26 protein-coding genes are annotated in these 24,074 nt (G+C 32.7%); 14 read left to right on the top strand and 12 right to left on the bottom strand.

Annotated features, from left to right (window positions below):
• Window positions 1-39: 39 nt before the first annotated feature.
• From SAR11G3_RS01260 to SAR11G3_RS01240, 5 genes are all read right to left on the bottom strand, one after another.
• On the bottom strand, window positions 40-531 hold the full coding sequence (locus tag SAR11G3_RS01260; RefSeq protein ID WP_013694915.1) for a YajQ family cyclic di-GMP-binding protein: 492 nt from the start codon (window positions 529-531) through the stop codon (window positions 40-42).
• A gap of 52 nt (window positions 532-583) precedes the next feature.
• Complete coding sequence (locus tag SAR11G3_RS01255) at window positions 584-1,006, bottom strand: hypothetical protein (RefSeq protein ID WP_013694914.1); 423 nt, start codon at window positions 1,004-1,006, stop codon at window positions 584-586.
• A gap of 109 nt (window positions 1,007-1,115) precedes the next feature.
• The gene (gene rlmN / locus SAR11G3_RS01250; RefSeq protein WP_013694913.1) at window positions 1,116-2,186 is read right to left on the bottom strand and encodes a 23S rRNA (adenine(2503)-C(2))-methyltransferase RlmN; all 1,071 of its coding nucleotides are present in this window, start codon (window positions 2,184-2,186) and stop codon (window positions 1,116-1,118) included.
• A 34-nt stretch (window positions 2,187-2,220) separates the two neighbouring features.
• Complete coding sequence (locus tag SAR11G3_RS01245) at window positions 2,221-2,919, bottom strand: SDR family NAD(P)-dependent oxidoreductase (protein ID WP_013694912.1); 699 nt, start codon at window positions 2,917-2,919, stop codon at window positions 2,221-2,223.
• Window positions 2,920-2,989: 70 nt separating this feature from the next.
• Window positions 2,990-4,288 carry an O-acetylhomoserine aminocarboxypropyltransferase/cysteine synthase family protein gene (locus SAR11G3_RS01240; RefSeq protein ID WP_013694911.1) on the bottom strand — a complete coding sequence of 433 codons (1,299 nt, stop codon included), beginning with the start codon at window positions 4,286-4,288 and terminating at the stop codon, window positions 2,990-2,992.
• A 210-nt stretch (window positions 4,289-4,498) separates the two neighbouring features.
• Between SAR11G3_RS01240 and SAR11G3_RS01235 the strand changes: the two genes are divergently transcribed.
• Window positions 4,499-5,266, top strand: coding sequence for a transporter substrate-binding domain-containing protein (locus SAR11G3_RS01235; RefSeq protein ID WP_041862458.1), 768 nt, complete (start codon window positions 4,499-4,501; stop codon window positions 5,264-5,266).
• 40 nt (window positions 5,267-5,306) lie between these two features.
• Window positions 5,307-6,026, top strand: a complete 720-nt coding sequence (locus tag SAR11G3_RS01230) for an amino acid ABC transporter permease (protein ID WP_013694909.1) — start codon at window positions 5,307-5,309, stop codon at window positions 6,024-6,026.
• A 12-nt stretch (window positions 6,027-6,038) separates the two neighbouring features.
• On the opposite strand, the gene SAR11G3_RS01225 is transcribed toward SAR11G3_RS01230, so the two are convergent.
• From SAR11G3_RS01225 to SAR11G3_RS01210, 4 genes are all read right to left on the bottom strand, one after another.
• Window positions 6,039-7,388 (bottom strand): MATE family efflux transporter, encoded by a 1,350-nt coding sequence (locus tag SAR11G3_RS01225; protein ID WP_013694908.1) that lies wholly within the window; start codon window positions 7,386-7,388, stop codon window positions 6,039-6,041.
• Window positions 7,389-7,402: 14 nt separating this feature from the next.
• Window positions 7,403-8,041: a uridine kinase gene (locus tag SAR11G3_RS01220; protein ID WP_013694907.1), complete on the bottom strand. Its 639-nt coding sequence runs from the start codon at window positions 8,039-8,041 to the stop codon at window positions 7,403-7,405.
• A gap of 173 nt (window positions 8,042-8,214) precedes the next feature.
• The gene (locus tag SAR11G3_RS01215; RefSeq protein ID WP_013694905.1) at window positions 8,215-8,514 is read right to left on the bottom strand and encodes a hypothetical protein; all 300 of its coding nucleotides are present in this window, start codon (window positions 8,512-8,514) and stop codon (window positions 8,215-8,217) included.
• Window positions 8,511-8,909: a rhodanese-like domain-containing protein gene (locus SAR11G3_RS01210; RefSeq protein WP_013694904.1), complete on the bottom strand. Its 399-nt coding sequence runs from the start codon at window positions 8,907-8,909 to the stop codon at window positions 8,511-8,513. The genes SAR11G3_RS01215 and SAR11G3_RS01210 overlap by 4 nt, the downstream gene beginning before the upstream one ends.
• Window positions 8,910-8,944: 35 nt before the next feature.
• Between SAR11G3_RS01210 and SAR11G3_RS07770 the strand changes: the two genes are divergently transcribed.
• On the top strand, window positions 8,945-9,037 hold the full coding sequence (locus SAR11G3_RS07770; RefSeq protein WP_162467045.1) for an FAD-binding oxidoreductase: 93 nt from the start codon (window positions 8,945-8,947) through the stop codon (window positions 9,035-9,037).
• Window positions 9,031-10,143, top strand: coding sequence for an FAD-dependent oxidoreductase (locus tag SAR11G3_RS07105; RefSeq protein WP_081456270.1), 1,113 nt, complete (start codon window positions 9,031-9,033; stop codon window positions 10,141-10,143). Before SAR11G3_RS07770 ends, SAR11G3_RS07105 begins: the two co-directional genes overlap by 7 nt.
• An 8-nt stretch (window positions 10,144-10,151) precedes the next feature.
• Here the strand turns inward: SAR11G3_RS07105 and SAR11G3_RS01200 are convergent, their stop codons facing one another.
• Window positions 10,152-10,967, bottom strand: a complete 816-nt coding sequence (locus SAR11G3_RS01200) for a TauD/TfdA dioxygenase family protein (protein WP_013694902.1) — start codon at window positions 10,965-10,967, stop codon at window positions 10,152-10,154.
• Window positions 10,968-11,017: 50 nt separating this feature from the next.
• On the opposite strand from SAR11G3_RS01200, the gene SAR11G3_RS01195 reads away from it, so the two are divergent.
• Complete coding sequence (locus tag SAR11G3_RS01195) at window positions 11,018-11,746, top strand: hypothetical protein (RefSeq protein WP_013694901.1); 729 nt, start codon at window positions 11,018-11,020, stop codon at window positions 11,744-11,746.
• A 17-nt stretch (window positions 11,747-11,763) separates the two neighbouring features.
• Here SAR11G3_RS01195 and SAR11G3_RS01190 read toward each other — a convergent pair whose 3' ends face one another.
• Complete coding sequence (locus tag SAR11G3_RS01190; RefSeq protein ID WP_041862298.1) at window positions 11,764-12,198, bottom strand: tetratricopeptide repeat protein; 435 nt, start codon at window positions 12,196-12,198, stop codon at window positions 11,764-11,766.
• A 56-nt stretch (window positions 12,199-12,254) separates the two neighbouring features.
• Here SAR11G3_RS01190 and SAR11G3_RS01185 point away from each other — a divergent pair, with 56 nt between their 5' ends.
• The 4 genes from SAR11G3_RS01185 (at window position 12,255) to SAR11G3_RS01170 (ending at window position 16,649) form a co-directional block, all read left to right on the top strand.
• Window positions 12,255-13,856: an L-aspartate oxidase gene (locus SAR11G3_RS01185; protein WP_013694899.1), complete on the top strand. Its 1,602-nt coding sequence runs from the start codon at window positions 12,255-12,257 to the stop codon at window positions 13,854-13,856.
• A 15-nt stretch (window positions 13,857-13,871) separates the two neighbouring features.
• On the top strand, window positions 13,872-14,723 hold the full coding sequence (locus SAR11G3_RS01180) for a D-amino-acid transaminase (RefSeq protein ID WP_013694898.1): 852 nt from the start codon (window positions 13,872-13,874) through the stop codon (window positions 14,721-14,723).
• Window positions 14,724-14,990: 267 nt separating this feature from the next.
• A complete protein-coding gene (locus SAR11G3_RS01175; RefSeq protein WP_013694897.1) occupies window positions 14,991-16,274 on the top strand; it encodes an ammonium transporter in 1,284 nt (427 codons plus the stop codon).
• 138 nt (window positions 16,275-16,412) lie between these two features.
• Window positions 16,413-16,649 (top strand): LysR family transcriptional regulator, encoded by a 237-nt coding sequence (locus SAR11G3_RS01170; protein ID WP_013694896.1) that lies wholly within the window; start codon window positions 16,413-16,415, stop codon window positions 16,647-16,649.
• A 60-nt stretch (window positions 16,650-16,709) separates the two neighbouring features.
• Here the strand turns inward: SAR11G3_RS01170 and SAR11G3_RS01165 are convergent, their stop codons facing one another.
• A complete protein-coding gene (locus SAR11G3_RS01165) occupies window positions 16,710-17,606 on the bottom strand; it encodes a DMT family transporter (RefSeq protein WP_013694895.1) in 897 nt (298 codons plus the stop codon).
• A 66-nt stretch (window positions 17,607-17,672) separates the two neighbouring features.
• Between SAR11G3_RS01165 and aceE the strand changes: the two genes are divergently transcribed.
• The 5 genes from aceE (at window position 17,673) to SAR11G3_RS01140 (ending at window position 24,070) form a co-directional block, all read left to right on the top strand.
• Window positions 17,673-20,336, top strand: a complete 2,664-nt coding sequence (gene aceE / locus SAR11G3_RS01160; RefSeq protein WP_013694894.1) for a pyruvate dehydrogenase (acetyl-transferring), homodimeric type — start codon at window positions 17,673-17,675, stop codon at window positions 20,334-20,336.
• A 62-nt stretch (window positions 20,337-20,398) separates the two neighbouring features.
• Entirely contained in the window at window positions 20,399-21,388 is a 990-nt protein-coding gene (locus tag SAR11G3_RS01155) for a TRAP transporter substrate-binding protein (RefSeq protein ID WP_013694893.1), read from the top strand.
• A gap of 59 nt (window positions 21,389-21,447) precedes the next feature.
• A complete protein-coding gene (locus SAR11G3_RS01150; protein WP_041862297.1) occupies window positions 21,448-21,921 on the top strand; it encodes a TRAP transporter small permease in 474 nt (157 codons plus the stop codon).
• Window positions 21,921-23,192: a TRAP transporter large permease gene (locus SAR11G3_RS01145; protein WP_013694891.1), complete on the top strand. Its 1,272-nt coding sequence runs from the start codon at window positions 21,921-21,923 to the stop codon at window positions 23,190-23,192. The genes SAR11G3_RS01150 and SAR11G3_RS01145 overlap by 1 nt, the downstream gene beginning before the upstream one ends.
• Window positions 23,189-24,070 (top strand): isocitrate lyase/PEP mutase family protein, encoded by an 882-nt coding sequence (locus SAR11G3_RS01140; protein WP_013694890.1) that lies wholly within the window; start codon window positions 23,189-23,191, stop codon window positions 24,068-24,070. The genes SAR11G3_RS01145 and SAR11G3_RS01140 overlap by 4 nt, the downstream gene beginning before the upstream one ends.
• Window positions 24,071-24,074 lie beyond the last annotated feature (4 nt).

Raw genomic sequence — 24,074 nt, 5'->3', positions numbered from 1 at the left:
TATCTTTTCCTGATTTTCCTGAATAACGCTTACTCATCTTTAGTCTCTAAAATTTACAAACTCTACAGGCCTACCAATATCAATTCCATTAATAACCTGCATAGTTTCTTGTAGGTCATCTCTCTTTTTTCCATCCACTCTCAATTCATCTCCTTGAATTTTTATTTGTACTTTCATTTTAGAGGCTTTTATTTGTGTTATAATCTTTTTTGCACTTTCTTGATCTATACCTTCTTGTAACTCACTTGTTTGTCTCTTTGAATTTCCAGTCGCATCCTCAACATTTTTAATTTTTACAATTCTTGGATCCAATTTTCTTCTAACCAAATGGCTTATGAACAGATCATTTATTTGATTTAACTTCATATTATCAGGAGCTAAAACAATAATTTGCTTCTCCTTTTCTTTAAATTCAATAGCTATATTTAAACCTTTAAAATCATATCTAGTGTTTATTTCTCTTAAACAATTAGATAAAGCGTTATTCAGTTCTTGAAAACTCACTTTGCTTACTACATCAAAGGTTGGCATAGGTTTTAGATAACATGTTTTTAAAAAAAATGAAAATATTAGAGTATTATTGTTAAAGACTCAGTCCAAATTTTTTAAATTTTGGTCTAAAGCTATAAAACAAAGAATTGTGATTACCTGTATCTTTTTTGACTGTTTGTTGCCAAAGATGAATCATCTCGTGCCCAAGAGTAGTAAGAAATTCTTTTTTATTTTCATAATTTGGTTGCATCTCTAAACAAAAAAATCTTGTACCTTTTCTAACAGAATAATCTTCCACGCATTGACCCCAACAACCATTCATCTTTTTTATTTGGATATCATTGAAAGGATTAAGCACATCTTTAAACAAAGCTTTATTAAAAATTTTAAAATATTTTTTTATATCTTTGTAAGTAGTTTTGTAATTTGTTTTTAAATTACAAGACTCTTTTAAAATGCGTTTTTTAATATTTACTATTTTTTCTAGTTTTTTTGCTTTTTCTTTGCTAGTCATTTTTTTCTATCTATTGGACGGTGGGTTATACGCTTTATAGATCACAAAGCTATTGTTTATTTATGACAAATTATTGGTCAAAATAAGCAATAGAAATTTAATTTTGAGATTAAAGAGATTTTCTTTTTTTTTCGCTGTCTGTTTTAAGCTGACCGCAGGCTCCAAGTATATCTTCACCTCTAGACTTTCTCAATGTTACTATGTGTCCAGATTTTTTTATTTTTTCGTAAAACTTTTGAACAGTTTCACTGTCAGATGGCTCATAACCAACTCCGGGCCACGCATTAAATTCTATGAGATTTAATTTGCTAGGAAATTTACTCATTAGTTTAACCAATTGTTGAGCACAACTATCGGTATCGTTAATATCCTTCAACAAGACATATTCTAAAAATATTTTTTCTTTATTAATTTTGCTATAATAAGAACAGCTTTCAATTAAATCTTTAATTTTAAATTTTTTATTAATTGGCATAATTTTCTCTCTTAATTCATCTGTTGGTGCATGTAGAGAAAGAGCAAGATATGTTCCAATTTCATCGGCAGCTTTCATAATTTCATTTGAGATTCCTGCAGTAGAAACGGTTATTTTTTTTGCTGAATAATCTAGCCCATTACGTTCTCTAAGAATAGAAATAGACTTTTTAACATTATCATAATTATAAAAAGGCTCTCCCATTCCCATATAAACAATATTAGTTATTTTTTTTTGAGACCCCCAATCATTTAGCTCGTCTTTAGCTACAAGAATTTGATTAATAATTTCGTGTGTAGTTAAATTTTTAACCATCAATTGAGTTCCTGTATGACAAAACTTACAATTCAATGTACACCCAACTTGTGAAGAAACGCACAGCGTTCCTCTTTTTCCCGAAGGAATAAAAACGGTTTCTACTAAATTATTGTCTGAAAGTTTTAGCAACCACTTAATAGTTCCATCTTTTGAAATTTTTTTTTCTGCTATATTTGTTCTGTTAAAATTAAAACTTTTTTCTATGTTGTATTTTAGCTCAGAAGATATGTTGGAAAATTTAGATGTTTCTCTTAATCCTTTTTTATAAACAAATTTCCAAATTTGGTTAGTTCTCATGCTAGTTTTTTTTTTCTCTAGTGAAAAATTACTAGAAATAAAATCACTTAAGTCAGAATAGCTGAGATCATAGAAGTTTGAAAAATTCATAAATAATTTATTGTTTTCGGTTAAGATTATGCTCTTACCAACTAATTATACTACCGTTCCAATCAAAAAATAAACCAGAATTACTCACTTTTAAACCTACTATCACCCCAGTGATGTTTTTTGCAGATTCTTCATTGGATTGAATTTTTAAATTATCTTTCTGAAATGGCTTAGAAAGCTTACTGGTTACAGTTCCTGGATGAATAGCAACGCAGATTGCTTTTTTATTTTTCATTTTCAGTTCAATAGAAGCTGTCTTGATCATTTGATTTAATGCCGCTTTAGATGCGCGGTATGAATACCATCCACCATATCGATTGTCAGAAATAGAACCAACTTTGGCAGACAGGGTTGCAAAAATAGATTTTTGATCTTTATCTAATAGAGGTAAAAAGTGTTTCATAATTAGGGCAGGACCCATAACGTTAATTTCAAAATTTTTCTTCATAAAAGCTAAATCAATATTTTTATATGTTTTTTCTGGCATTTGATTTTGATCCTCATCATGTAAAATTCCAGTAGCATCAAATAATAAACACAATGATTTTTTTTGGCTTTTGATAAAACCAGCAGCCCTTTCAATGCTAGGCTCGTCAAGCAAGTCTAATGGAGGATTGGATGATCTGCTTAAGCTTATAATATTAGTAAATTTTTGATTTTTTAGTTCATTTACAATAGCTGAACCAATGGATCCTGTTCCGCCAATAACTAGAGCAATATTCTCTTTATTCATGTAGTGCTATAATACATAAAAAAAATGAGCCGCAAAGCTAATCACGGCTCATTTAACTTTATAAACTTACTTATGCGTTTAACGCTTGATCAATATCAGCAATAATATCATCAGCATGTTCGATACCAATGGATAGTCTTACATAACCAGGAGTCACACCGGCAGCTAGCAAGTCCTTTTCACTAAGCTGAGAGTGTGTAGTGCTTGCCGGATGAATAGCTAAAGATCTAGCATCACCAATATTTGCAACATGGTATAAAAGTTTCAAACTATCGATAAACTTTTTCCCCGCTTCTTTGCCACCTTTCACCTCAATACCCATTAAGGCTCCATTACCACCTTTGAAATATTTTTTAGTTCTTTCCCCAATTTCACCCTCGTGAAGAGTTGAGTAAATTACTTTTTCTATTTTTTTGTGTTTTAATAAAAAGTTTTTTACTTTTTCAGCATTTTCACAGTGTTGTTTCATTCTCAAGGTAACAGTTTCCAACCCTTGAATAATCTGCCAAGCGCTTGTAGGACTAATCGCAGAACCTAAATCACGCAATAAGACTACACGAGCTCTTATGATGTAGGGAATATTTGCTCCTGTTAGTACCGGCACAGCATCTCCCCATACAGCTCCATGGTAAGAAGCATCGGGTTGCCAAATGTTAGGTTGCCTTTCTTTATCTATAGACCAATCAAAGTTTCCAGCGTCTACTATAATTCCTCCAATAGTAGTTCCATGGCCACCAATAAATTTTGTCAAAGAATGCATGACTATTGCAGCACCATGATCTATGGGTTTGCAAATCACGGGACAGGCTGTGTTGTCCATCACCAAAGGTATACCTAGCTTTCTTCCAATATCCGAAACCTCTTTAATTGGAAATACTCTTAAAGATGGATTGGGCAAAGTTTCCGCATAATACAATCTTGTTTTCTTATCAGTAGCTTTAGCAAAGCTTTCAGGATCTTTTGGGTCTGCATATCTTACCTCAATACCCATTGACTTAAGAGTATTGTTAAAAAGATTTACCGTTCCTCCATAAAGGTCTGTAGACGCAACTATATTATCACCTGTACTACATAGATTTTGTACAACAAATGCAGAAGCTGCCTGACCCGAACTTACACAAACAGCAGCCACCCCGCCCTCAAGAGCCGCTACTCTTTCTTCCAAAACGTTAGTAGTTGGATTTCCTATTCTAGTATAGATATTTCCAAATTCCTTTAATCCAAATAAATTTTCTGCATGCTCTGCTGAATTAAACTGATATGAAGTCGTTTGATATATTGGCACGGCTACAGCAGTTGTGCTTTCATCTCTTCTGTAAGTTCCACCATGTAGAGATATTGTTTCTGGGTGTTTGCTCGTGGTTGTCATGCTATTCTCCTTTGTAGTCGGTTAATCGACTTTAAGAACAGACCTTTGTTTGGAAGTTCCGCTTAGCTGATAATTAGTCCGCAAGCTGTATCAAATCGACTTTAACATTATATGCAAAGTAGTTATTTTTTGCAAGATACAAAGAAATAAACATAACTGGTGCGTCAGTTGGTTTGTTTTAAATATAGGGTAAAAAAGCTATGAATGGCCATGAAAAAAATCATTTTAACATTATTAATTACAGTAATGGCATTTTCAGCAAATGCCGAATCTAGACTTAACAAAATACTTAAATCAGGTGAACTGAGAGTTGGCACAACCGGAGACTGGGATCCCATGAGCTTAAAAGATCCAGCTACTAACAAATATAGAGGTTTTGATATTGATGTTAGCACAGAGTTGGCAAAGGATATGGGTGTAAAAGTTAAATATGTACCAACAGATTGGAAAACGATTGTTTCAGGAATTACTTCTGATAGGTACGACATTTCAACAAGCGCTACGAAAACTGCGAAAAGAGCACTGGTAGCTGGATTTACAAATTCTTATTATAAATATGGAACTGTAGCCCTAGTCTTGAAAAAAAATATTAAGAAGTTCCCGACTTGGGAATCTCTAAATAATAAAAATGTCACTATCGCAACAACCTTAGGAACCTCTCAAGAGGAGATGGCAAAAAAAATATTTGTTAAATCAAAATTAAAGTCCATTGAAGCTCCTGCTAGAGATTTTCAGGAAGTTTTATCAGGAAGAGCTGATGGTCATATTACTAGTTCGACTGAGGCTAATAAATTAGTTATTACATATCCTCAGTTAGCAATTGTTCCAGATGGCGGCAAAAATCCTGCGGTTTTGGCTATACTTATCGATCAAAGCGATCAAGTTTGGTTGAATTATGTCAATCACTGGATTGAAATTAAAAAGGCTGTTGGCTTCTTTGATAATTTGCTAAAAAAATATGGAATGAAAAGCTTATAATAGGTTAGAGTTTTTAATTTAAATCTTTATAATTTTAAAAGTGAAAAGATATTTTTTTTTACTTTTGTTCCTGCCTTTAGCTGGTTGTAATGATTATGAGTGGGGCTGGTTTATTTTGTCCCCATCCAATGCTACTGGACTTACAAATCTAAAGTTTCTAATTAGCGGAATCACAACCACAATTTATATTTCCACAATATCTATAGTGATTGCTATGGTTGTCGGTTTGCTTATCGCAATACCTGCAATAACTAAGAATAAATATCTTAGTTATGTAAATGTATTTTATGTAGAGGTGGTACGATCGGTTCCATTGCTAGTTTTAATATTGTGGGTCTACTATGGCCTTCCTATTCTAACAGGGCTAAGCTTTAGCCCTTTTGTTTCAGGAATCATCGCGCTTTCTATTAGTGAGAGTGCTTTTATGGCAGAGATATTTAGGGGTGGAATTAATGCAATTAAAAAAACACAGTGGGAGGCAGCTACTTCCTTAGGGTTAAATTTTTCTAAAAAACTAAAACTTGTAATTTTACCACAGGCATTCAAGGTAATTTTGCCTGCATTGGGAAACCAATTTGTCTATGTTTTAAAAATGTCTTCCTTGGTTTCAATTATTGGAATTTCAGATTTAACAAGAAAGGCAAATGAACTGGTAGTGAGTACCTATAGGCCATTAGAGATATATACATTTCTAATCTTGGAGTATCTTGTTCTGATATTAATTGTTTCTTATTTTGTAAGAAGATTAGAAAAAAATTAAAAAAAACAATGACTAATTCACTAGTTTTCTTAAAAAAATATATTTAACAATTATTATTACAAAGATTCCAAATATCCAATTAATCACAAGCAAGCCTAAAAACAAATCTACAAATCCCCCATTAAAATAATTAAGAATTAGCCACATGGTTGCAAAAGGTAAAATAACAATTCTAAAAAGATTTATATAAGTGGAATAGATAGGTTTTTTAATTCCCTGAAAAAAAGCATTGGTAATAAAAAAAATAGGATAAACTGGGCCAATTAATGCTGCAATCTTTAAGTATTGAACCCCAAAATAAATAACCTCTGGATTGTTAGTAAATAATTGAATTAAGAAATTTCCACTAAAAAATATAAATAGCCCAGCAACTAACATCGTAAACACACCATAAAAAATAGCTTTAAAATAAACTTCTCCAATTCGCCCATATTTCTTTGCGCCAAAATTTTGACCTGTTATAGAAAGTACTGCTGTATTTAAGCCAATCGTGGGAAGTAGCAAAAGTTGTTCGATACGCAATGCCACCCCATATCCTGCAGTTGCAATATCTCCAAACTTAGAAACAAAAAATAAAATATTATAAATACCGAGACCAATTAGCATTAAGCTAACGGTTATTGGCATTCCTTGCTTTAATAAATCTAAAATTAAATTTATTTTTATTAAAAAAAATTTTAAACTTATTAATCGAATAATATCTGATTTTAATACTTTAGCCAAAATATAAACCAAGCTTATGAATTGAGATATGATAGTTGCAATCGCTAATCCTGAAACACCAAAAGCAGGAATAATTCCAAATCCAAAAACAAACAGTGGATTTAAAATAATATTTAGAAAAAAACTGATTATCAGTATATTACGATAAGACTTAGTATCACCCTGAGCATTAAGTACAGAATTTAAAGAAACTTGTAAAAAAAAGAAAATAGATCCTAGAAAAATAATTTCAATATATTCTAGAGTTAAAAGAATATTTACTTCTTCGGTTCCCATGAAACTAAGAGTGCTGGATGCAAAATTAAGTCCTATAAAAGCAACTAAGATGTAAATTAAAAAAGAGTAAAGAACCGATTGAGCCAGATAAGTAGCTGCTTTGTAATCATCTTTTTCACCTAAAGTATTAGCAATTAAAGAAGTGGTTCCCGCTAAAATTCCAACACCAAATGCTATGATAACAAAAGTAATAGGAAAAGCTTTAGATAAGGCGATTAGAGCATTGGCAGATATTTTTCCTGCATAAAATGTATCTACCAAAGTATAGAGGCTTTGAAATAGAGTTCCTGTAGCAGCAGGTATTGCTATCTTTTTTAAGAGGTAGGATATTTTATCTTTAGTAAAATTTATCTTTTGTTCCAATGCAACTGTTTATTCTAAGAAACGTTTTGTTTTAAAGTCGTATAATTATGATTAGGCTTTATAGTGATCTCAATATCAAATTTGTTATGTTTAGATACCAGTAAATTTTTAGTAATTCTTTCATAGAAACTGATAAAATGTTTGAGCTGACTGTCAGTCATTCTCTTATTCTTGGGAATACCTAACTCCTGTTTTTTTCTATACTGAAATACATATTGAAAGCTTGGAATCTTCAAGAAAATAGAACAATTTGATTTTTGATAAATAGCCCTGAAGTATTCTTTGCTTTTTTTATTTACATACTTTCTCCATTGCAAATTCTTATCTAACTTTTTTTCCATGGCATTAATTGGTTTTTTTAAGGAAACAAGAGGTTCTCCTTGATAGTTAATACACCAACCTTCCAATATAAAAATATCATAAGGAAATGTTAGCTTATGGTATTTTGACTTTAAAATATCATCTTCTGCTTTAGAAAATTGGGGTAATAGATAGCTCTGCTTTTTTTTGCTAAAGAAAATTTTTAAAACTTTTTTTAAGTGTTGTAAATCGTGAGTTCCCGGGACGCCTCTGGTGGCGAGTAAAGGGGAAGCAGTTTTAGATAGTTTATTTCGATCTTTTTTACCAAAATAAAAATCATCGATTGATAACACTAAAACTTTTAATTTTTTCTTACTAAGTTTTTTTTTATCTCACTTGTAAAAGTAGTTTTACCAGATCCTTGAGGCCCAGAAACTAAACAAAATAAATTTTTTTTTTTCATTTGCCGCAAAGTCAATTGTTGACAAACTTTTTCTACTATATTTCTATATTTTGTATTGAACACTTATTTGATACAATTTTTGCTATTAAATTTTTCTACCAAATCAGTCTTAGGATTAATGAAAAACTCTCTTGTACATTTGATAAGGAGGTTTTTCTTAAAATAGATATATGTTTTGTAAGGAACTTTGAAATTAATTAGATCAGGCTCCCCAAGTTTTGTTTTTATAGTAGAGCTTTTTTTTCCTAGAAACTTAGATAACATCTTAGTTTCTTCTTTCATCGTCTCGTCAATTTTTTTATCTATAGTTTCGCAAGCAGTAAATAAAATAATAAGAAGGATACAGCTAAATGTTTTTATCATTTTCCTTTGCAAGGTAACTTGTTGGCTTTCCATCCTGGTTCATTAATAATCGTAGAGCCTTCAAAACCATCCGATATATTAAAAGTTTTATAGCCACATTTTTCTACAATCATTGCAGCTTTTAGGGAACGCATTCCACTTCTACACAAAAATAAAATTTTTTTATTTTTTTCAATATTTAGATTTAAAAAATCTTGTTCAAAATTTTCATTAAAAGTTCTATCAGACCCTTTTTGATAAGAAATAAAGTAAGTAGTCATGTCGATAGAATCTCCGTCTGGTTTTCCAATAGTGTCCCATTCTTCTTGTGTTCGCACATCTACCAGAACAGAATCTGGATGATTTTGTAAAAAATCTTGAACTTGTTTTGATAATAATTCTTCTACTTCACTCATTTTAAGAAACAGTATAACAGATAAAGGATAAATTTATGAAGTATGATTTTATTATTGTTGGTAGCGGTATTATTGGTCTTACCTTGGCCTATAAGTTAAAAAAAAATTTAATAACAGTAAAATTTTAATTTTAGAGAAAGAAAAAGATTCTATACAACATGGGTCTGGAAGAAATAGTGGCGTTATACACAGTGGTATTTACTATGAGCCAGGATCTTTAAGGGCCACTCTTGGGGTTCAGGGCGGTCGGGAGCTTAAGGAATACATTAAGACAAAGAGATTATGGATAGATGAGTGTGGAAAAATACTTGTTCCCACTTCACAAAACTCTTATGAAAATACAGAGCAACTTTTCGCGAGAGGAATAGAAAATGGAGTTGTTATAAAAAAACTTAATGGCGAGCAGATTACTAGCTTAGAACCAAATATAAATAATAAGTATAATGTTGGATTACATGTTCCCTTTACATCTATTGCAGATCCAAAAGAAGTATCCAAATCCCTAATTGAAGATCTAATTAGTTTAGGAGTTGAGATCCAATATCAGGAAGCGGTTACAAAAATAGAAGAAGAAGGTTGTGTAATTCATACTACCAATTCTAAATATGAATGCGCTCATTCTTTTAACTGTAGTGGACTTCATTCAGACGCTATTGCCAAAAAATCAGGACTAGAGTTCAGGTATAGTTTTTTACCATTTAAAGGAAAATATTGGAAAATATTAGACTCTAACTTTTCATTAAAACATTTGGTGTATCCTGTTCCAGATCTTCAATATCCTTTTTTAGGTTTGCACACTTCTCATAAAAAGAACGGAGATTTTTTTATTGGACCTAGCTCTACGCCAGTATTTGGTAGAGAACAATATGACTGGATTGCAAATTTCAGTATATCGGAAGCTATTACCATAGGTTTCAGTTTTGTAAAAAAAATTATCAGTAATGAAAACAAGCTGAGAACTTTAGCTCTTCAAGAATCTAGATTGCTCACTAAGGGCGGATTTATAAAAGAAATTAATAAGCTTATCACTGGAATAAACAAAAAAAATATTACTGCTTCTAATGAAAAAGTAGGAATACGCTCACAAATTTTTGATCCACAGTCTAAGACTTTGGTAAATGATTTTGTCGTCATTAATCAAAAACATTGCACTCACGTACTCAACGCTATCAGCCCCGCCTGGACAGCTTCTTTTTCGTTTGCAGAATATTTAATAAAATTTTCTAAAATTTAATATAAAATTTATTGAATTGTAATACGATGCATTACTCGATGGACACCCGTAAAGTCATTGACGGGATTATGCAACATCACATGGTTAGACCATATGGCAAGACAATGAGGTTCCCATTCAAACCCGTATACAAACTCAGGTTTGGATTGGTGTTCAAATAAATAATTTAATAGTTTTTTACTTTCTTCCTTATCCATGCCTACAATTTCAGTTACATGGCCTGGAGACAAATAAAGAGATTTTTTTTTATTATTAGCGTTAGTCTTTATTATAGAGTGAATTGCTGACATTGATTTAGGGTCAATTCCAGTACCTTTTTCTGCAACTCTATTATTTCTAGTTTTGGATATGGGGCCATCGGCACTAAATACTGCTTTTAAGCTTTGAATTTTTTCTTTTAATTCACAGGGAAGTTTTTGATAACTCTCATACTGAGATGCAAACAAAGTATTACCCTTACCTTTTGGAGGACTTTTAATAGAGTAGAGCATGGTATATTGAGGAGGCTCTGGGGTGTATGTAGAGTCTGTGTGCCAACCTTCTCCAAACATAATTTGTTCCTCTGGTTTTTTTTCTACCACTGTAATTTCTGGAAACTTATTCAGGCCCTCTAACATAGGATAATCAGCGGGAGTTCCAAATTGTTTTGCAAAGCTAACATAGGCACTAGAATTTAAGTTTTGATTTCTAAAAAAAACAACTCCAAACTCATCTAATGCAATCTTAATTTCATTAATACATTCAGGATCTGCTGATTGAATGTCAGTATCAATGATAGCGCCAACATTATTTTTACATGGTTGAATTTTAATAGATTTAAACATAATCTAATTTTAATTTTTAACTGTTATAAGAGTCAACATCTATTTAGTTTATGAAATTACTTAAAATTATTGTTTTGCTTAGTTTAATAACTATACCTCATCTGAGTGCAGCTGCGGAACGATTATCTGCCAAAGATTACGATAAGCTTCTAGGCCTAGGGTACAATAAACTAGATGCATATTCGGATGATTACTCTAATGTAAAAACCTATTGGTATACTTTAGAAGAACATTTAAAATTAAAACCAAAATTCTTAGGTCTGTTAACACAGGAAATGCAAATCAATGGAAAGCTGCAAATCAATTCACATGTCTATAATAGCAAACACCATGTGTTTGCATCCAGAAACGAGAAATGTGGAAACGATACTAAAAAATTATTTCAAGTTTTGAAAAAATGCAAAGAATTAAAAATGCCTGTTATTGAAGATAATGATATCAGTGTGGATAATTTTGTAAGAACTATTCTAGACCACTGCAATGAAACTAAAGTAAAAAATTTAAAAACACAAAAAGGAGTAGAGCTAAAAATATCAGAAGAAAAAAAATGCAGAATTAAATACATAAATTTTAAAAGATATGAATTTGCAAAAGTTTTAAAAGAGGTAGGAAGCAAAGATTCAGAAATAGTTAATAAGCCAAAAAAAACGAATACTTCCAAGAAGGAGATCAATAATCTAGATGTATTTAAAGAACAGTGTGAAGATCTTGGATTTAAACCTAAAACAGAAAAATTTGGAGATTGTGTTTTGCGATTAGTCGAGTCTTCTAAAAAATAGTTAGAATCGTTTTATAATTATTTGTTAATATAATTTTTAAGTTCAGTGTATTCCTCACATTTACAACTTTCTAGCTTTTTTAAAGTTGCATTTGCCAAATTCATTCTTTTGGTATCGACATAAAGTTCTCCAATATATTCAAGAGCTCCTCGGTGTGTAGGTTCAATTGATAATGCTTTTAGATAGATCTCTTCTGCTTTTGTTAGATTGTTAGTTTTTCTTAATGCAAAAGCAAAGTGATTTAAAATATCAGCATCTTTGTTGTATTTTTTATTTTCTAAAATTTTTTCCAGCCCCTGTGCTGCCTCTGCGTATTGTTCGTTTTTAATTAGCTTTAACATTTTAGAGTAGGACGAGGGTTTAACAACTTCATTGGCAGAATCATTGCCTGCGGCAAAGGAGTTGCTCTGAGTCAATAAAAACAAAGCGATTATAGTAATAAAGTATTTCATAATTTTAAAAGTTATTTTACTTAATTTTAACAACTATCTATAACATAAGAATAAAAATGGAAAGTATATACAAATCAGATGTTGTAGTTGTTGGTTCTGGCATTTCAGGTCTAATGGTTGCTATCTCCCTATTTCCCAGAAAAGTTACTCTGGTGACTAAAAAAAAATTAGGAGAAGTTTCTTCTAGTGCTTGGGCACAGGGAGGAATTGCAGCAGCAGTTGGTAATGATGACCACCCAGACATTCACTTTGCCGATACTATCAAAGCAAGTTCTGGTTTAAACAATGATGAAGCGGTCAAGCTAATTACCTCAGAAGCTTTAGAGATTGTTCAATTTTTAGAAAAAATAAATATTCACTTTGATAAAGATGAAGAAAAAAACTTTTGTTTATCCATTGAGGCTGCCCATTCAAGGAGAAGGGTGCTAAAAATTAATGGGGATCAGTCAGGAAAATTCATTATAAAAAAATTAATTAAACATGCCAAAAAACAAGATCACATTACTTTTGTAGAGGATGTATCGGTCGATCATATTGTTCAAAAGGATAATGCCTGTGAAGGAATTGTTGGTCACATGAATAAGCCAGGAGTGGTAGATAATTTTGTATTTCTACAAGCGCCTAACGTAGTTTTAGCAACAGGTGGCATAGGAAGTATTTATGCCTATACGACCAATCCAAGAGATATCTATGGAGAAGGAGTTGCCATGGCAGCGCGTGCGGGAGCAAAACTTAGTGACATGGAATTTGTTCAGTTTCATCCTACTGCTTTAGATATTGGGTTAGACCCAGCACCACTGTTAACAGAGGCAATACGTGGAGAAGGAGCTCATATAGTAGATGAAAATTATAATAGATTTATGCAAACGATTCACCCAGATAAAGAGTTAGCTCCTAGAGATGTGGTTGCCAGAGCTATTTTTAGAGAAAGAGAAAATGGCAGATCCACTTTTTTAGATTGTAGGCATTTCAAACCTAATAGCTTTCAGAGCCTGTTTCCAACCGCATATGAATTCTTAAAAAAAACTAAAATAGATTCTACCAAAGACCTAATACCAATCATTCCAGCAGCTCATTATCATATGGGCGGAGTCAAAGTAGATCTGACTGGGCAAACATCGGTCAAAGGGTTGTGGGCGTGTGGAGAAACTAGTTCTACAGGAGCTCATGGAGCAAATCGTTTGGCAAGCAATTCTTTGTTAGAAGCTTTTGTATTTGCTAAAAAAATAGCAGAGGCAATTAATTCCAAAACAATCGATCAAACGAAATTAGAAAAAATTAATATTGAAAATTATTTTCCTAAAGAAAAAACAATAAGTAAAATTAGAGCTAAAAAATACATATGGCAATTACGATCAAACATGACAAGAAACGTCGGTCTAGAAAGAAACAATCAAAGCTTAAACCAAGCCTTTATAGAATTTGACCGAATAGAAAGAGAATCAAAACATTTATCGGCAAAATTAAAGGATATGATTTTAATTTCTAGGCTAATAACATATGCTGCCATTATGAGACAAGAGAGCAGAGGAACTCATTATAGAAATGATTTTGCAAAAATTGATAATACATTTGCTTTTAGTAATGTGTTTACGATTGAAGATATGAATCAATATTTATTAAATAAAAATTTTGTAGAAGAAACAAATATAGCTTAAAGAAAGTATCAAATTATGAGAACAGCATATGTAAACGGAGAATTTATTGCAGAGCAGGATGCAAAAGTTTCAATTTTTGACAGAGCATTTTTATTTGCAGATTCTGTGTACGAAGTGACATCTGTATTGAATGGAAAGTTAGTTGATTTTGATAATCATATAGAACGATTGAAAAGGTCTATGAAAGAACTAAATTTTGGACCTACAATTAATGAAGAAGAATTTCTAACATTTCATAGAAAACTAGTTGATCTAAATGAAATTAAAGAAGGAATCGTTTATTTGCAAGTAAGCAGAGGTATTGCAGAAAGAGATTTTGCTTTTCCCGATTCTAAAACAGCGTTAACGATTACTGCATTTACTCAAAAAAAAAATTTAATAGATAATCCGAGCGTACATAATGGAATCTCTATTGTTACTATTGATGACTTGAGATGGAAACGTTGTGATATTAAAACTACACAACTACTTTACCCATCTATGGCAAAAACAGAAGCCATGAAGCAGGGTGCCGATGATGCTTGGATGACACAAAATGGGTATGTGATGGAAGGGTCTTCTAACAATGCATGGATTATTAAAGGAAAGAATATCTACACAAGAGAAGCTGACAATCTAATTCTAAAAGGCATTACCAGAGAAGCGGTTATCAACGTTGCAAAGCAGCTAAATTATAAAGTAACCGCTAAGCAATTTACGGTCACCGAGGCAGAGAATGCAGACGAGGCATTTATCACTTCTGCTACTACGTTCGTCACAGGAGTAGTAAAAATTAATGAAAGTAATATAAGCTCTGGAAAACCTGGTATTTTTACGAAAGCTTTGAGAGAAGCTTATATAAAACAGGCCTTAAAGCACCTCAAATAGATCAAGAATCGTTTTACGCGATTCCCCTCATGGTTGGTTTTAAAATGGAGCAAATCATATTAACGATTCATATTAAGTGTGCTTTGGTTTTTTCATTCAGTCCCCTGTTAGTTAAATTAAAGCACACCCCAACCTAGCAAAAAATTCATAGCTCCTATTCTGCTTTTAGATATCTGCAATCTTCATGACAGTTAAGTATTTTTAACTATCCTTATTTTTTTTTGGATCAGTATGGTTAATTTTTTAATAATCAAAAGGAGATAAATAATGAAAATAAAAAATTTATTGCTTGTAGCAATTTTTTCGTTACTTTTTGTAAGTCCATCTTTTGCAGCTGAATCAACAGTAAATGCAGAAACTCAATTCGTATTTAATACGTTATTGTTTTTAATTTGTGGCTTTCTAGTAATGTTTATGGCGCCAGGATTTGCCATGTTAGAATGCGGACTTGTAACATCGAAGAGTGTTTCCTCGATTGCTGCAAAAAATATCGGTTTATATTCTATCGCTGGAATTATGTTTTGGCTTTGTGGATATAATGTAGCTTATGGAATTTCTGAAGGTGGTTTTATAGGTAGCTTCTCTTCCTGGTCAGACGGAACAGACTTTGCAAAAGATACTTATGCAGCAGGATCTGACTGGTATTTCCAAATGGTATTTGCTGCAACAACTGCATCAATTGTATCTGGAACTTTAGCTGAAAGAATAAAAATTTGGCCTTTCTTTTTGTTCGTTGCTATTTTAACTGGGGTTTTGTACCCAATTGAAATGGGATGGCAGTGGGGCGGAGGATGGTTAGCTGCAAAAGGATTCTCAGATTTTGCAGGTTCAACTTTAGTTCATGCAGCAGGTGGAGCAGCAGCTCTTGCAGGTGCAATCATTTTAGGACCAAGAGTGGGACGATTTACCAGTGGAAAAAATCTTCTCCCATTTGCGGCGTCTTCGATTCCTCTAGCAACCCTTGGAACTTTTGTTCTTTGGTTTGGTTGGTTTGGTTTTAATGGTGGATCTCAGTTGGCACTCGGAACGTTTGCCGATGCCTCTGCAATATCTACTATTTTTATCAACACTAACTTAGCAGCAGCAGCTGGAGTGTTGGTAAATGCATTAATCACAAGATTTGTTGGTGGAAAAACTGATGTCGTCATGATGCTTAATGGAGCATTAGGTGGTTTAGTTGCAATTACTGCAGAACCATTAGCACCATCTCCTATTGCAGCTATTTGTATCGGTGGTATCGGTGCAACAGTAGTTGTGGCTGGTACATCATTGCTTGAAAAACTAAAAATCGATGATGTTGTGGGAGCTATTCCAGTTCACTTATTCGCAGGAATTTGGGGAACTTTAGCAGTACCAATTACCAATAAAGACACATCATTTGCTACTCAGTTCTTAGGAACTTTCTCAGTAGTAGTGTTTATGTTTGTCGCATCAATGATCGTCTGGTCTATCTTAAAAGCTACGGTAGGCATCAGAATTAGTGATGAAGCTCAGAAAAAAGGAACAGATGTTTCTGAAATCGGAGTACGAGCATACGCTATCCGAGACTAATTATCTCTTTAGTTAGTAGTACAATTATAGGCCCGTAATAATTTATGGGCCTATGCGTTTTCAGCTACCCACTTAGGACATAGCTAGTACGCTAAGAAAATATTCGCTTAATGTTTTGATTAAGATATTTCAGTCTGTATGGACTGGAGAAGAATACAAGTTTTTGCTAAAATTTGCGGTAATAAAAGTTTCACAGCCGCTGCACAAATAATTGGCAAATCACAATCCACCTTAAGCCGAGATGTTATCCAATTAGAAAAAAAAATTGGATTTAGAGTATTTAAAAGAGATATTCGAGGAATAGAACTTACGGAACAAGGAAAAAAACTTCTTATGATTGCAAATGAATTTAACCTTAAACTAGGTAAAATTTAACTAACATAAGCCTTAACTATCTAAGGTTTAGATATCCTGTCGAAATATTATAGCTTAGCTTTACTTTGCTACCAAGATAACACCAACACCAATAGCAAATACTAAAATTCCAATTACTTCAATCAATTTGATCTTTTCTTTAAAGTAATATCTAGAAGCTATATAGCTAAATAATAATTCAATTTGCCCAACAGCTCTAACAATAGCTGCTTGCATTAAAGTAAATACATAAAACCACGATAGCGTTGTAATGAATCCGCAAAATCCTGTTGCAATACATTGTTTTTTATTTTGGTAGATTTTTTTAAATTGCTCTTTTTCAAACAAAGAAATGTAAACTGTTAAAATAAAAGTTTGAATTAAAACCCCAAAAAACAAAGTGCTTAAAGCCATTTCAAGGTTAGACTTTAAATCCCCCAAACTTAGAGCTGCCGCTCTAAAAGCTACCACGCTTAAAGCTAATAAAAAACCACAGGCTAACCCAACTAAAGTAGATTTAGATAATAAATTTTTAAAAATAGCATTACGATCTTTAGTCGAGAATATAAATACTCCGATCGTTGAAACAATAATACCCACAATGGTCCAGTAATTAAATTTATCATGTAAAATAATAATTTCTAAAATTGCAATTTGAACAACTTCTGTTTTGCTTAAAGTTGTTCCAATCATAAAATTAGAAAATTGAAAAGAATACAAAAGAAGAAAAGTAAAAAAAATTTGAGAGATGGCTGCTAAAAAAATATAAAATAAAAAATCATCTTGTTGAATCGTAAAAAGTACTATTTCAAAGTTTTGAAAATAAGAAAAGTATAAGACAGCAGCAAATGGCAGACAGAAAACAAATCTCACATAAGTGGATGCAACTAGAGATATGTCTTTATTGAGGTTTTTTTGCAGGCTCGATCTTAAATTTTGAAAAAAAGCCGCAAATATTGTGATTAATATCCAGTTCATCTATTTTACTTAATTAAGTACCATTGCTTAAGGTTTTAAAATTATTAAAATATATAATCTTTATTTATGAGCTCGGATATAAAAAATTTTTCTAAAAATAGTATTTCCAAAATGGATCCACAAGAAATCGAGGAGTGGATTCAGTCTCTAGAAGGAGTGGTACAAAGAGAGGGTAAGGAAGGTGCTAAAGAAATTTTAGAGGCAATTGAGCAAAGAGCAAAAGAGTTAAGGATTTTATATGAGCCACTTCCTTATTCTCTTTACCGAAATACAGTAGCTTTAGAAGAGCAGGGAATTTATCCAGGCGATCTTGAGATTGAGGAAAAAATAACCGCAATCCTAAGGTGGAATGCTCTAGCAATGGTAATGAGAGCGAATGAAAAATATGGAGAAGTAGGAGGCCATATAGCCAGCTATGCATCCTGTGCAGAAATATTTGAAGTGGGGTTTAATCACTTTTTTAAAGGAGGAGATAATGCGGATTTGGTTTTCTATCAGCCCCACTCTTCAACAGGTGTTTATGCTAGAGCTTTTCTTGAAGGTAGGCTGTCTAAAGAGCAGTTAGAAAATTATAGACATGAAGCAAATGGTGGAGGACTTTCTTCTTATTGTCACCCTTATTTAATGCCAGACTTTTGGAGTTTTCCAACTGGCTCCATGGGAATTGGTCCTATTAGTTCTATCTATCAAGCAAGATTTATGAGGTATCTAGAAAATAGAAATTTATTAAAAACAGACAAGCACGTCTGGGGGGTATTTGGCGATGGAGAAATGGATGAGCCAGAAAGTCAAGGAGCCTTATCCTTTGCCGCAAGAGAAAAACTAGATAATTTAACGTTTATCGTAAATTGCAATTTACAAAGACTAGATGGACCTGTTCGAGGTAATGGTCAAATTATACAAGAATTGGAATCTCTTTTTAAAGCAGCAGGTTGGAATGTCATTAAGGTATTGTGGGGATCGGAATGGGACCGATTGTTTGCTCTTGATAAAAAACATTTATTATTAAAACGTTTTGCAGAAACAGTGGATGGAAAATATCAAACGTTAGGTGCAAGAGATGGCGCCTATAATATAAAAAATTTTTTTGGAGAAGACCCAGAAGTTATGGAGTTAGTTTCTCATATGTCAGATGAAGATATAGATGCGCTTAAAAGAGGAGGGCATGATCTAAAGAAATTATATGCAGCTTACAATCAAGCAATAAATACAAAAGGCAAACCCTCTGTTATTTTAGCCAAAACCAAAAAAGGTTACGGAATGGGAAAAGCGGGAGAGTCCCAAATGACTGCACACCAAGCTAAAAAACTAGATTTTGAGGCGTTAAAAGTCTTTCGAGATAAATTTTCTTTACCCATGAATGATCGTGATATTGAAAATTTAAAATTTTATAAGCCAGAAGAAAGCTCTCAAGAAATCCAATATTTAAAGAGCAAAAGAGCTAAGTTGGGAGGATTTATTCCTCAAAGAAAATTTACAGAAGTTTCTATTAAGATTCCACCTGTTGAAAAATATGCACAATTTGCTTTCGATGGAAGTGACAGGCTCGTTTCTACTACTATGAATATTACAAGACTATTAAGTGGATTACTAAGAAACAAAGAGATTGGACCAAGATTAGTTCCTATTGTTGCAGATGAAGCTCGGACTTTTGGAATGGCAAATTTATTTCAACAAGTTGGTATTTATTCTCCAGAGGGGCAGCTTTATGAACCAGAAGATGCAAGTACAATCATGTCATATAAAGAATCTACAGATGGACAGTTATTAGAAGAGGGAATCAACGAAGCGGGAGCTCTTTCATCCTGGGTTGCCGCTGCCACTTCTTATTCCAATCATAGTTTTCCCATGTTGCCTTTTTATATTTTTTATTCGATGTTTGGATTTCAAAGGGTCGGAGATTTAATATGGGCTGCAGCAGATCAAATGCCAAGAGGCTTTCTTATTGGAGCAACAGCAGGGAAGACAACCTTATCAGGAGAAGGTTTGCAGCATCAAGATGGATCTAGTCAAATTATAGCCTCTACCGTTCCTAATTTAAAATCTTACGATCCCTGTTTTGCTTATGAGCTTGCAACTATCTTTGATTATGGTGCAAGACGAATGATGGAAGAGTGTAAAAATGAATTTTATTATATCACAGTAGGAAATGAAAAATATGCTAATCCTAAAGCGCCCAAAAATATACAAAAACAAATTATTCAAGGTGGTTATTTATTTGAGAAAAATGATGGAGAAATAAATATTAATTTACTAGGATCGGGTCCTATTTTAAGAGAAAGTATTGAGGCTGCTAAAATTTTAAAAGAAGAGTTTAATATTGGAAGTCATGTTTATAGCATTACTAGTTTTACAGAATTATCCAAACAAGCAAGAGAAGTTGAACGATCAAACCGATTAACTGCAATTGAAAAAAAAGAAAAAAGCTTTGTCCAAAAATTAATTAATAACGAGGATCCAATCATTGCAAGCAGTGATTACACAAGAGCTTACCCTCAATTAATTAGCTCCTATTTATCTAACTCTTTTGTAGCATTAGGAACAGATGGTTTTGGTAGAAGCGATACCAGAAAAAACCTTAGAAAATTTTTTGAAATAGACAAATTACAAATTGTAATTGCAGCATTAGATGCCCTTTGCGACCAAGGAAAAATTCCTAAATCAGTACTCAAGTCTGCACTTAAAAAGTACCATATAAATGCCAATTCTGAGCACCCTTGGAATAAATAATCCAACTTGTATTCCGAGACAAAGTAATGTTAAATTAAGAAAATAATCTATAAGGGGATACAATGAAAAAAATTAAACAATTAGTATTAGCTTCTGTTTTAGTTTTGTTTACATCTGCAGTTTTTGCAGAAACTAAAATGAGAATTACTCTTCAACTTCCTTTAAAAGCCCATTTAGGTCAAAACCTTTTGGTTTTTAAGAAAGAATTGGAGAAACGATCAGATATCAAAGTTGAAATCTACGATTCTGCTCAACTTTATAAAGATAAGGAAGTTCCGCAAGCTGTAGGCTCAGGGGCAATTGAGGCAGGCGTGGCGTCACTTACAAGGTTTGCAGGTACAAACCCTGAAGTAGATGTTTTTTATTTGCCATTCTTATTTGATTCAGAAAAGAAAATTAGAAAAGCAACTAAATCTGGATCTAAAATTAGACAAGTGTTAGACCCAGCAATTTCAAAATCAGGAGCTGTGCCTTTATACTATCAGGCATATGGTTCTGCTGTGATGTTATCTAACGGAACACCGATGAACACTCCGGCTGCTTTTAAAAATAAAAAAATAAGAGTATTTGGAAAAACACTAGGTGCATTTGTTAGCTCTCTTGGAGCTAAGCCTGCCTTAATTTCAGGTTCTGAGCAATATTTAGCTTACCAAAGAGGAACTGTGGATGCAGGAATGACAGGTGTATCTGGAGTTAAATCTAGAAAACTTTATCAAGTGATGGATACTCTAACAGTAACTAATCACGGTGATATTGAATTTGTTCTTGTTGCTAATAAAAAGTGGTTGAATTCACTGACTATGAAACAAAGAAAAGCAGTAACCGAAGCATCAAAAGTTGCAGAAAAAGCAGTTAGAGATGACATGTCTGGAATAGAAGCCAGAGCTTATAAGGAAGCAAAAGATAATGGAATGAAGATCGTAAAATTATCTGGTGCTGAACTTAAAGCGTTAAAAAAAGCTTCTTCTTCAGTAATCACTGATTACATCAAAAGAACTGGTGGAAAAGGTGGAGTTGGAGATAAGTTAGTTACAGCAGCTAACAACCTTTAATATAAAATCTATTCAAGCCCTGCGTTATTATTAATAGCGTAGGGCTTGTTGTATTTAAAATGAACTTAGAAAAAATTATAAAATATTCAGGTTACCTATCTGCAGGCTTATTTATCATGATAGGTTTTATAGTCTCGTTTGAAGTTATATCTCGCTATATTTTTAACTCTCCTACAATATGGGTAAATGAAATATCTAGGTTTTTACAAATTTGGGCCACCTATTTAGCTCTTACGTATTCTTTTCATAAAAATGATTTTATTAGAATTACGGTCATCTACGACCGTCTCGGGGAAACTGGAAAAAGAATACTAGACTTCATATCAATGCTTTTTATTTTGTTCTTTAGTTCCTTTGTTGTTTACTATGGATGGCTCATTGCCTACGATTCTTTAAAAGTAGGTAGAACAAGTTCAACAATTTTAGATGTTCCATCTTTTTTAACTGAGCTTGCAATCCCGCTCTGCTTTTTTTTATTAGTTATTAGAGCCTCAATAGAGTTTGTTAGAAAGATAAGGTTATTTATAAAATAATGACTACTGCACTAATTATTTTTTCACTATTTTTAATTTTGTTCTTAAGTGTTCCGATTGCTTTTGGACTGGGATCTATAGGGCTAATATTAATGTTACTGGGAGATATCTCTCCATTAATGGTTCCACAAACATTTTATAGTGTAGGTGACAATTTTATACTTCTTGCCGTTCCCATGTTTCTAATGATGTCAAATATCCTATTAAAAGCTGGAGTTGGAGACGATCTATTTGGTTTTGCACAAGCTTGGGTAGGAAATTTTCCTGGAGGTTTGGCAATTGCCACTATTCTTTCTTGTAGTATTTTTGCAGCTATTTCCGGTTCTTCTGTAGCTACTGCCGCAACTATTTCAACCGTTGCTTATCCTGCAATGATTAAAAGGGGATATCATAAAAATTTTTGCTTAGGTATTTTAGCTGCTGGTGGAACACTGGGGATTTTAATTCCTCCTTCGATACCAATGATTGTTTATGCTTTTGTAGTCGAGGAATCGGTATTGAGTATGTTTTTAGCAGGTATCGGTCCAGGAATATTGTTGGCACTACTCTTCATATTATTTTCAGTTTTATATGTAATTTTTTTTAATAGGGAAGTTACTAACGTTACAACTACTCGAGAGGAAAAAATAGAATATACCAAAAAAGGACTTCCAATACTTTTAATGGCTTTCATAATGCTTGGGGGAATTTACGCTGGGATCTATACCCCAACAGAAGCGGGTGGTATAGGTTTTTTAATTTCATTTATATATGTGGTTGTTAAAAAAAGATTAGACCTTAAGGGATTTATTGAAGCTGGTCTCGAGACTATGAAAACAACAGTTACAATATTTATTATTATAGCCGGAGCTAAAATTTTTGGTAAGGCAATATCTCTATATCGAATTCCTCAGGATCTATCTGCAATCATTGTAAGCAATATAAGCGAACAGGGGATGTTTATATTAGTAGTTTGTATTACGTTGCTTATTCTTGGTTTTATAATGGAGACCCTGTCTTTGATTTTAATCATGATGCCTATTTTTGCAATTTCTATTGCTGCAATGAACATTGATTTAATTTGGTTTGGAATTATTTTTACTTTAATGATCGAGTGCGCGTTGATCACGCCGCCAGTAGGACTGAATATTTATGTTCTACAGGCAATATGTGATGCAAAAATGTCTGAAATTGCAAAGGGTGTTATTCCTTTCGTTATTATTATGTTATTCGCAGTTTTTTTAGTTTATTTATTTCCACAAATTGCATTATATATACCGTTTAAATTATGACATTATTTTCATCACAAGATTCAAAACCAAAAGCAGATAAGTTAAAAAAACTATTAGACCAAAAAGGAATTGTAGTGATGCCTGGCTGTTTCGATGCTTTATCTGCAAAGTTAATTGAACGAGAAGGAATAAATGTAGGCTTTATGTCTGGATTTGCAGTTTCTTCTACTAGACTTGGAATGCCAGATGCAGGTTTGATTTCTTTTTCGGAAATGGCTGAACAGGTAAGAAATATTTGTAACGTTACTTCCATACCCATCATTTTTGATGGAGATACAGGTTATGGAAATGCTGTAAATGTTTATAGAACTGTCAGAGGATTTGCAGATGCAGGTGCAGCAGCAATAATGATTGAAGATCAGAAATGGCCTAAAAAATGTGGTCACACTAAAGGAAAAGATGTGGTTGAAGCAGATGAGGCAAATTCAAGAATTAAAGCTGCAGTAGATGCTAGTAAAATGAACAATAAAGATATTTTAGTTATGGCCAGAACAGATGCTATAGCAACCAGAGGATTGGATGATGCAATTAAACGTATGCAAAAATTTTCAGAGCTTGGTGCAGATATTCTTTTTGTAGAAGCAATTAAATCTAAAGAAGATATGAAAAGGGTGATCAAGGAAGTTCCTGGTCATCACATGATTAATTTAATTGAAGATGGCGAAACACCCTTGCTTGAAATAAACGAACTAGAAGATCTTGGATTTAAGATTGCAGTTTTCCCTTTAACTTTAATGAGTGCTTCCGTTAAGACAATGCAAGAATCTTTACAAAATATGAAGAACAAAATTTACAATACCAATGTTTCAAAATTCTCCGACCTAAGAGATATTGTTGGTTTTAATGAATATTACGAAATTGAAGATAAATATAAATAATATT

This window comes from Candidatus Pelagibacter sp. IMCC9063 (genome assembly GCF_000195085.1).
Taxonomy (GTDB): Bacteria; Pseudomonadota; Alphaproteobacteria; order Pelagibacterales; family Pelagibacteraceae; genus IMCC9063.
The sequence above is the reverse complement of the archived record's forward strand: the minus strand, read 5'-3'. Positions and strand labels throughout refer to the sequence as shown.

Coding starts and splice junctions, on each gene's coding strand:
- SAR11G3_RS01200 (WP_013694902.1), bottom strand. CDS start 10,967: ATGTTTAAATCTATTAAAATTCAACCATGTAAAAATAATGTTGGCGCT.
- aceE (WP_013694894.1), top strand. CDS start 17,673: ATGAGCTCGGATATAAAAAATTTTTCTAAAAATAGTATTTCCAAAATG.
- SAR11G3_RS01215 (WP_013694905.1), bottom strand. CDS start 8,514: ATGATAAAAACATTTAGCTGTATCCTTCTTATTATTTTATTTACTGCT.
- SAR11G3_RS01145 (WP_013694891.1), top strand. CDS start 21,921: ATGACTACTGCACTAATTATTTTTTCACTATTTTTAATTTTGTTCTTA.
- SAR11G3_RS07770 (WP_162467045.1), top strand. CDS start 8,945: ATGAAGTATGATTTTATTATTGTTGGTAGCGGTATTATTGGTCTTACC.
- SAR11G3_RS01155 (WP_013694893.1), top strand. CDS start 20,399: ATGAAAAAAATTAAACAATTAGTATTAGCTTCTGTTTTAGTTTTGTTT.
- SAR11G3_RS01180 (WP_013694898.1), top strand. CDS start 13,872: ATGAGAACAGCATATGTAAACGGAGAATTTATTGCAGAGCAGGATGCA.
- SAR11G3_RS01240 (WP_013694911.1), bottom strand. CDS start 4,288: ATGACAACCACGAGCAAACACCCAGAAACAATATCTCTACATGGTGGA.
- rlmN (WP_013694913.1), bottom strand. CDS start 2,186: ATGAATTTTTCAAACTTCTATGATCTCAGCTATTCTGACTTAAGTGAT.
- SAR11G3_RS01260 (WP_013694915.1), bottom strand. CDS start 531: ATGCCAACCTTTGATGTAGTAAGCAAAGTGAGTTTTCAAGAACTGAAT.
- SAR11G3_RS01210 (WP_013694904.1), bottom strand. CDS start 8,909: ATGAGTGAAGTAGAAGAATTATTATCAAAACAAGTTCAAGATTTTTTA.
- SAR11G3_RS01185 (WP_013694899.1), top strand. CDS start 12,255: ATGGAAAGTATATACAAATCAGATGTTGTAGTTGTTGGTTCTGGCATT.
- SAR11G3_RS01190 (WP_041862298.1), bottom strand. CDS start 12,198: ATGAAATACTTTATTACTATAATCGCTTTGTTTTTATTGACTCAGAGC.
- SAR11G3_RS01170 (WP_013694896.1), top strand. CDS start 16,413: ATGGACTGGAGAAGAATACAAGTTTTTGCTAAAATTTGCGGTAATAAA.
- SAR11G3_RS01235 (WP_041862458.1), top strand. CDS start 4,499: ATGAAAAAAATCATTTTAACATTATTAATTACAGTAATGGCATTTTCA.
- SAR11G3_RS01165 (WP_013694895.1), bottom strand. CDS start 17,606: ATGAACTGGATATTAATCACAATATTTGCGGCTTTTTTTCAAAATTTA.
- SAR11G3_RS01140 (WP_013694890.1), top strand. CDS start 23,189: ATGACATTATTTTCATCACAAGATTCAAAACCAAAAGCAGATAAGTTA.
- SAR11G3_RS01150 (WP_041862297.1), top strand. CDS start 21,448: ATGAACTTAGAAAAAATTATAAAATATTCAGGTTACCTATCTGCAGGC.
- SAR11G3_RS01175 (WP_013694897.1), top strand. CDS start 14,991: ATGAAAATAAAAAATTTATTGCTTGTAGCAATTTTTTCGTTACTTTTT.
- SAR11G3_RS01255 (WP_013694914.1), bottom strand. CDS start 1,006: ATGACTAGCAAAGAAAAAGCAAAAAAACTAGAAAAAATAGTAAATATT.
- SAR11G3_RS01195 (WP_013694901.1), top strand. CDS start 11,018: ATGAAATTACTTAAAATTATTGTTTTGCTTAGTTTAATAACTATACCT.
- SAR11G3_RS01245 (WP_013694912.1), bottom strand. CDS start 2,919: ATGAATAAAGAGAATATTGCTCTAGTTATTGGCGGAACAGGATCCATT.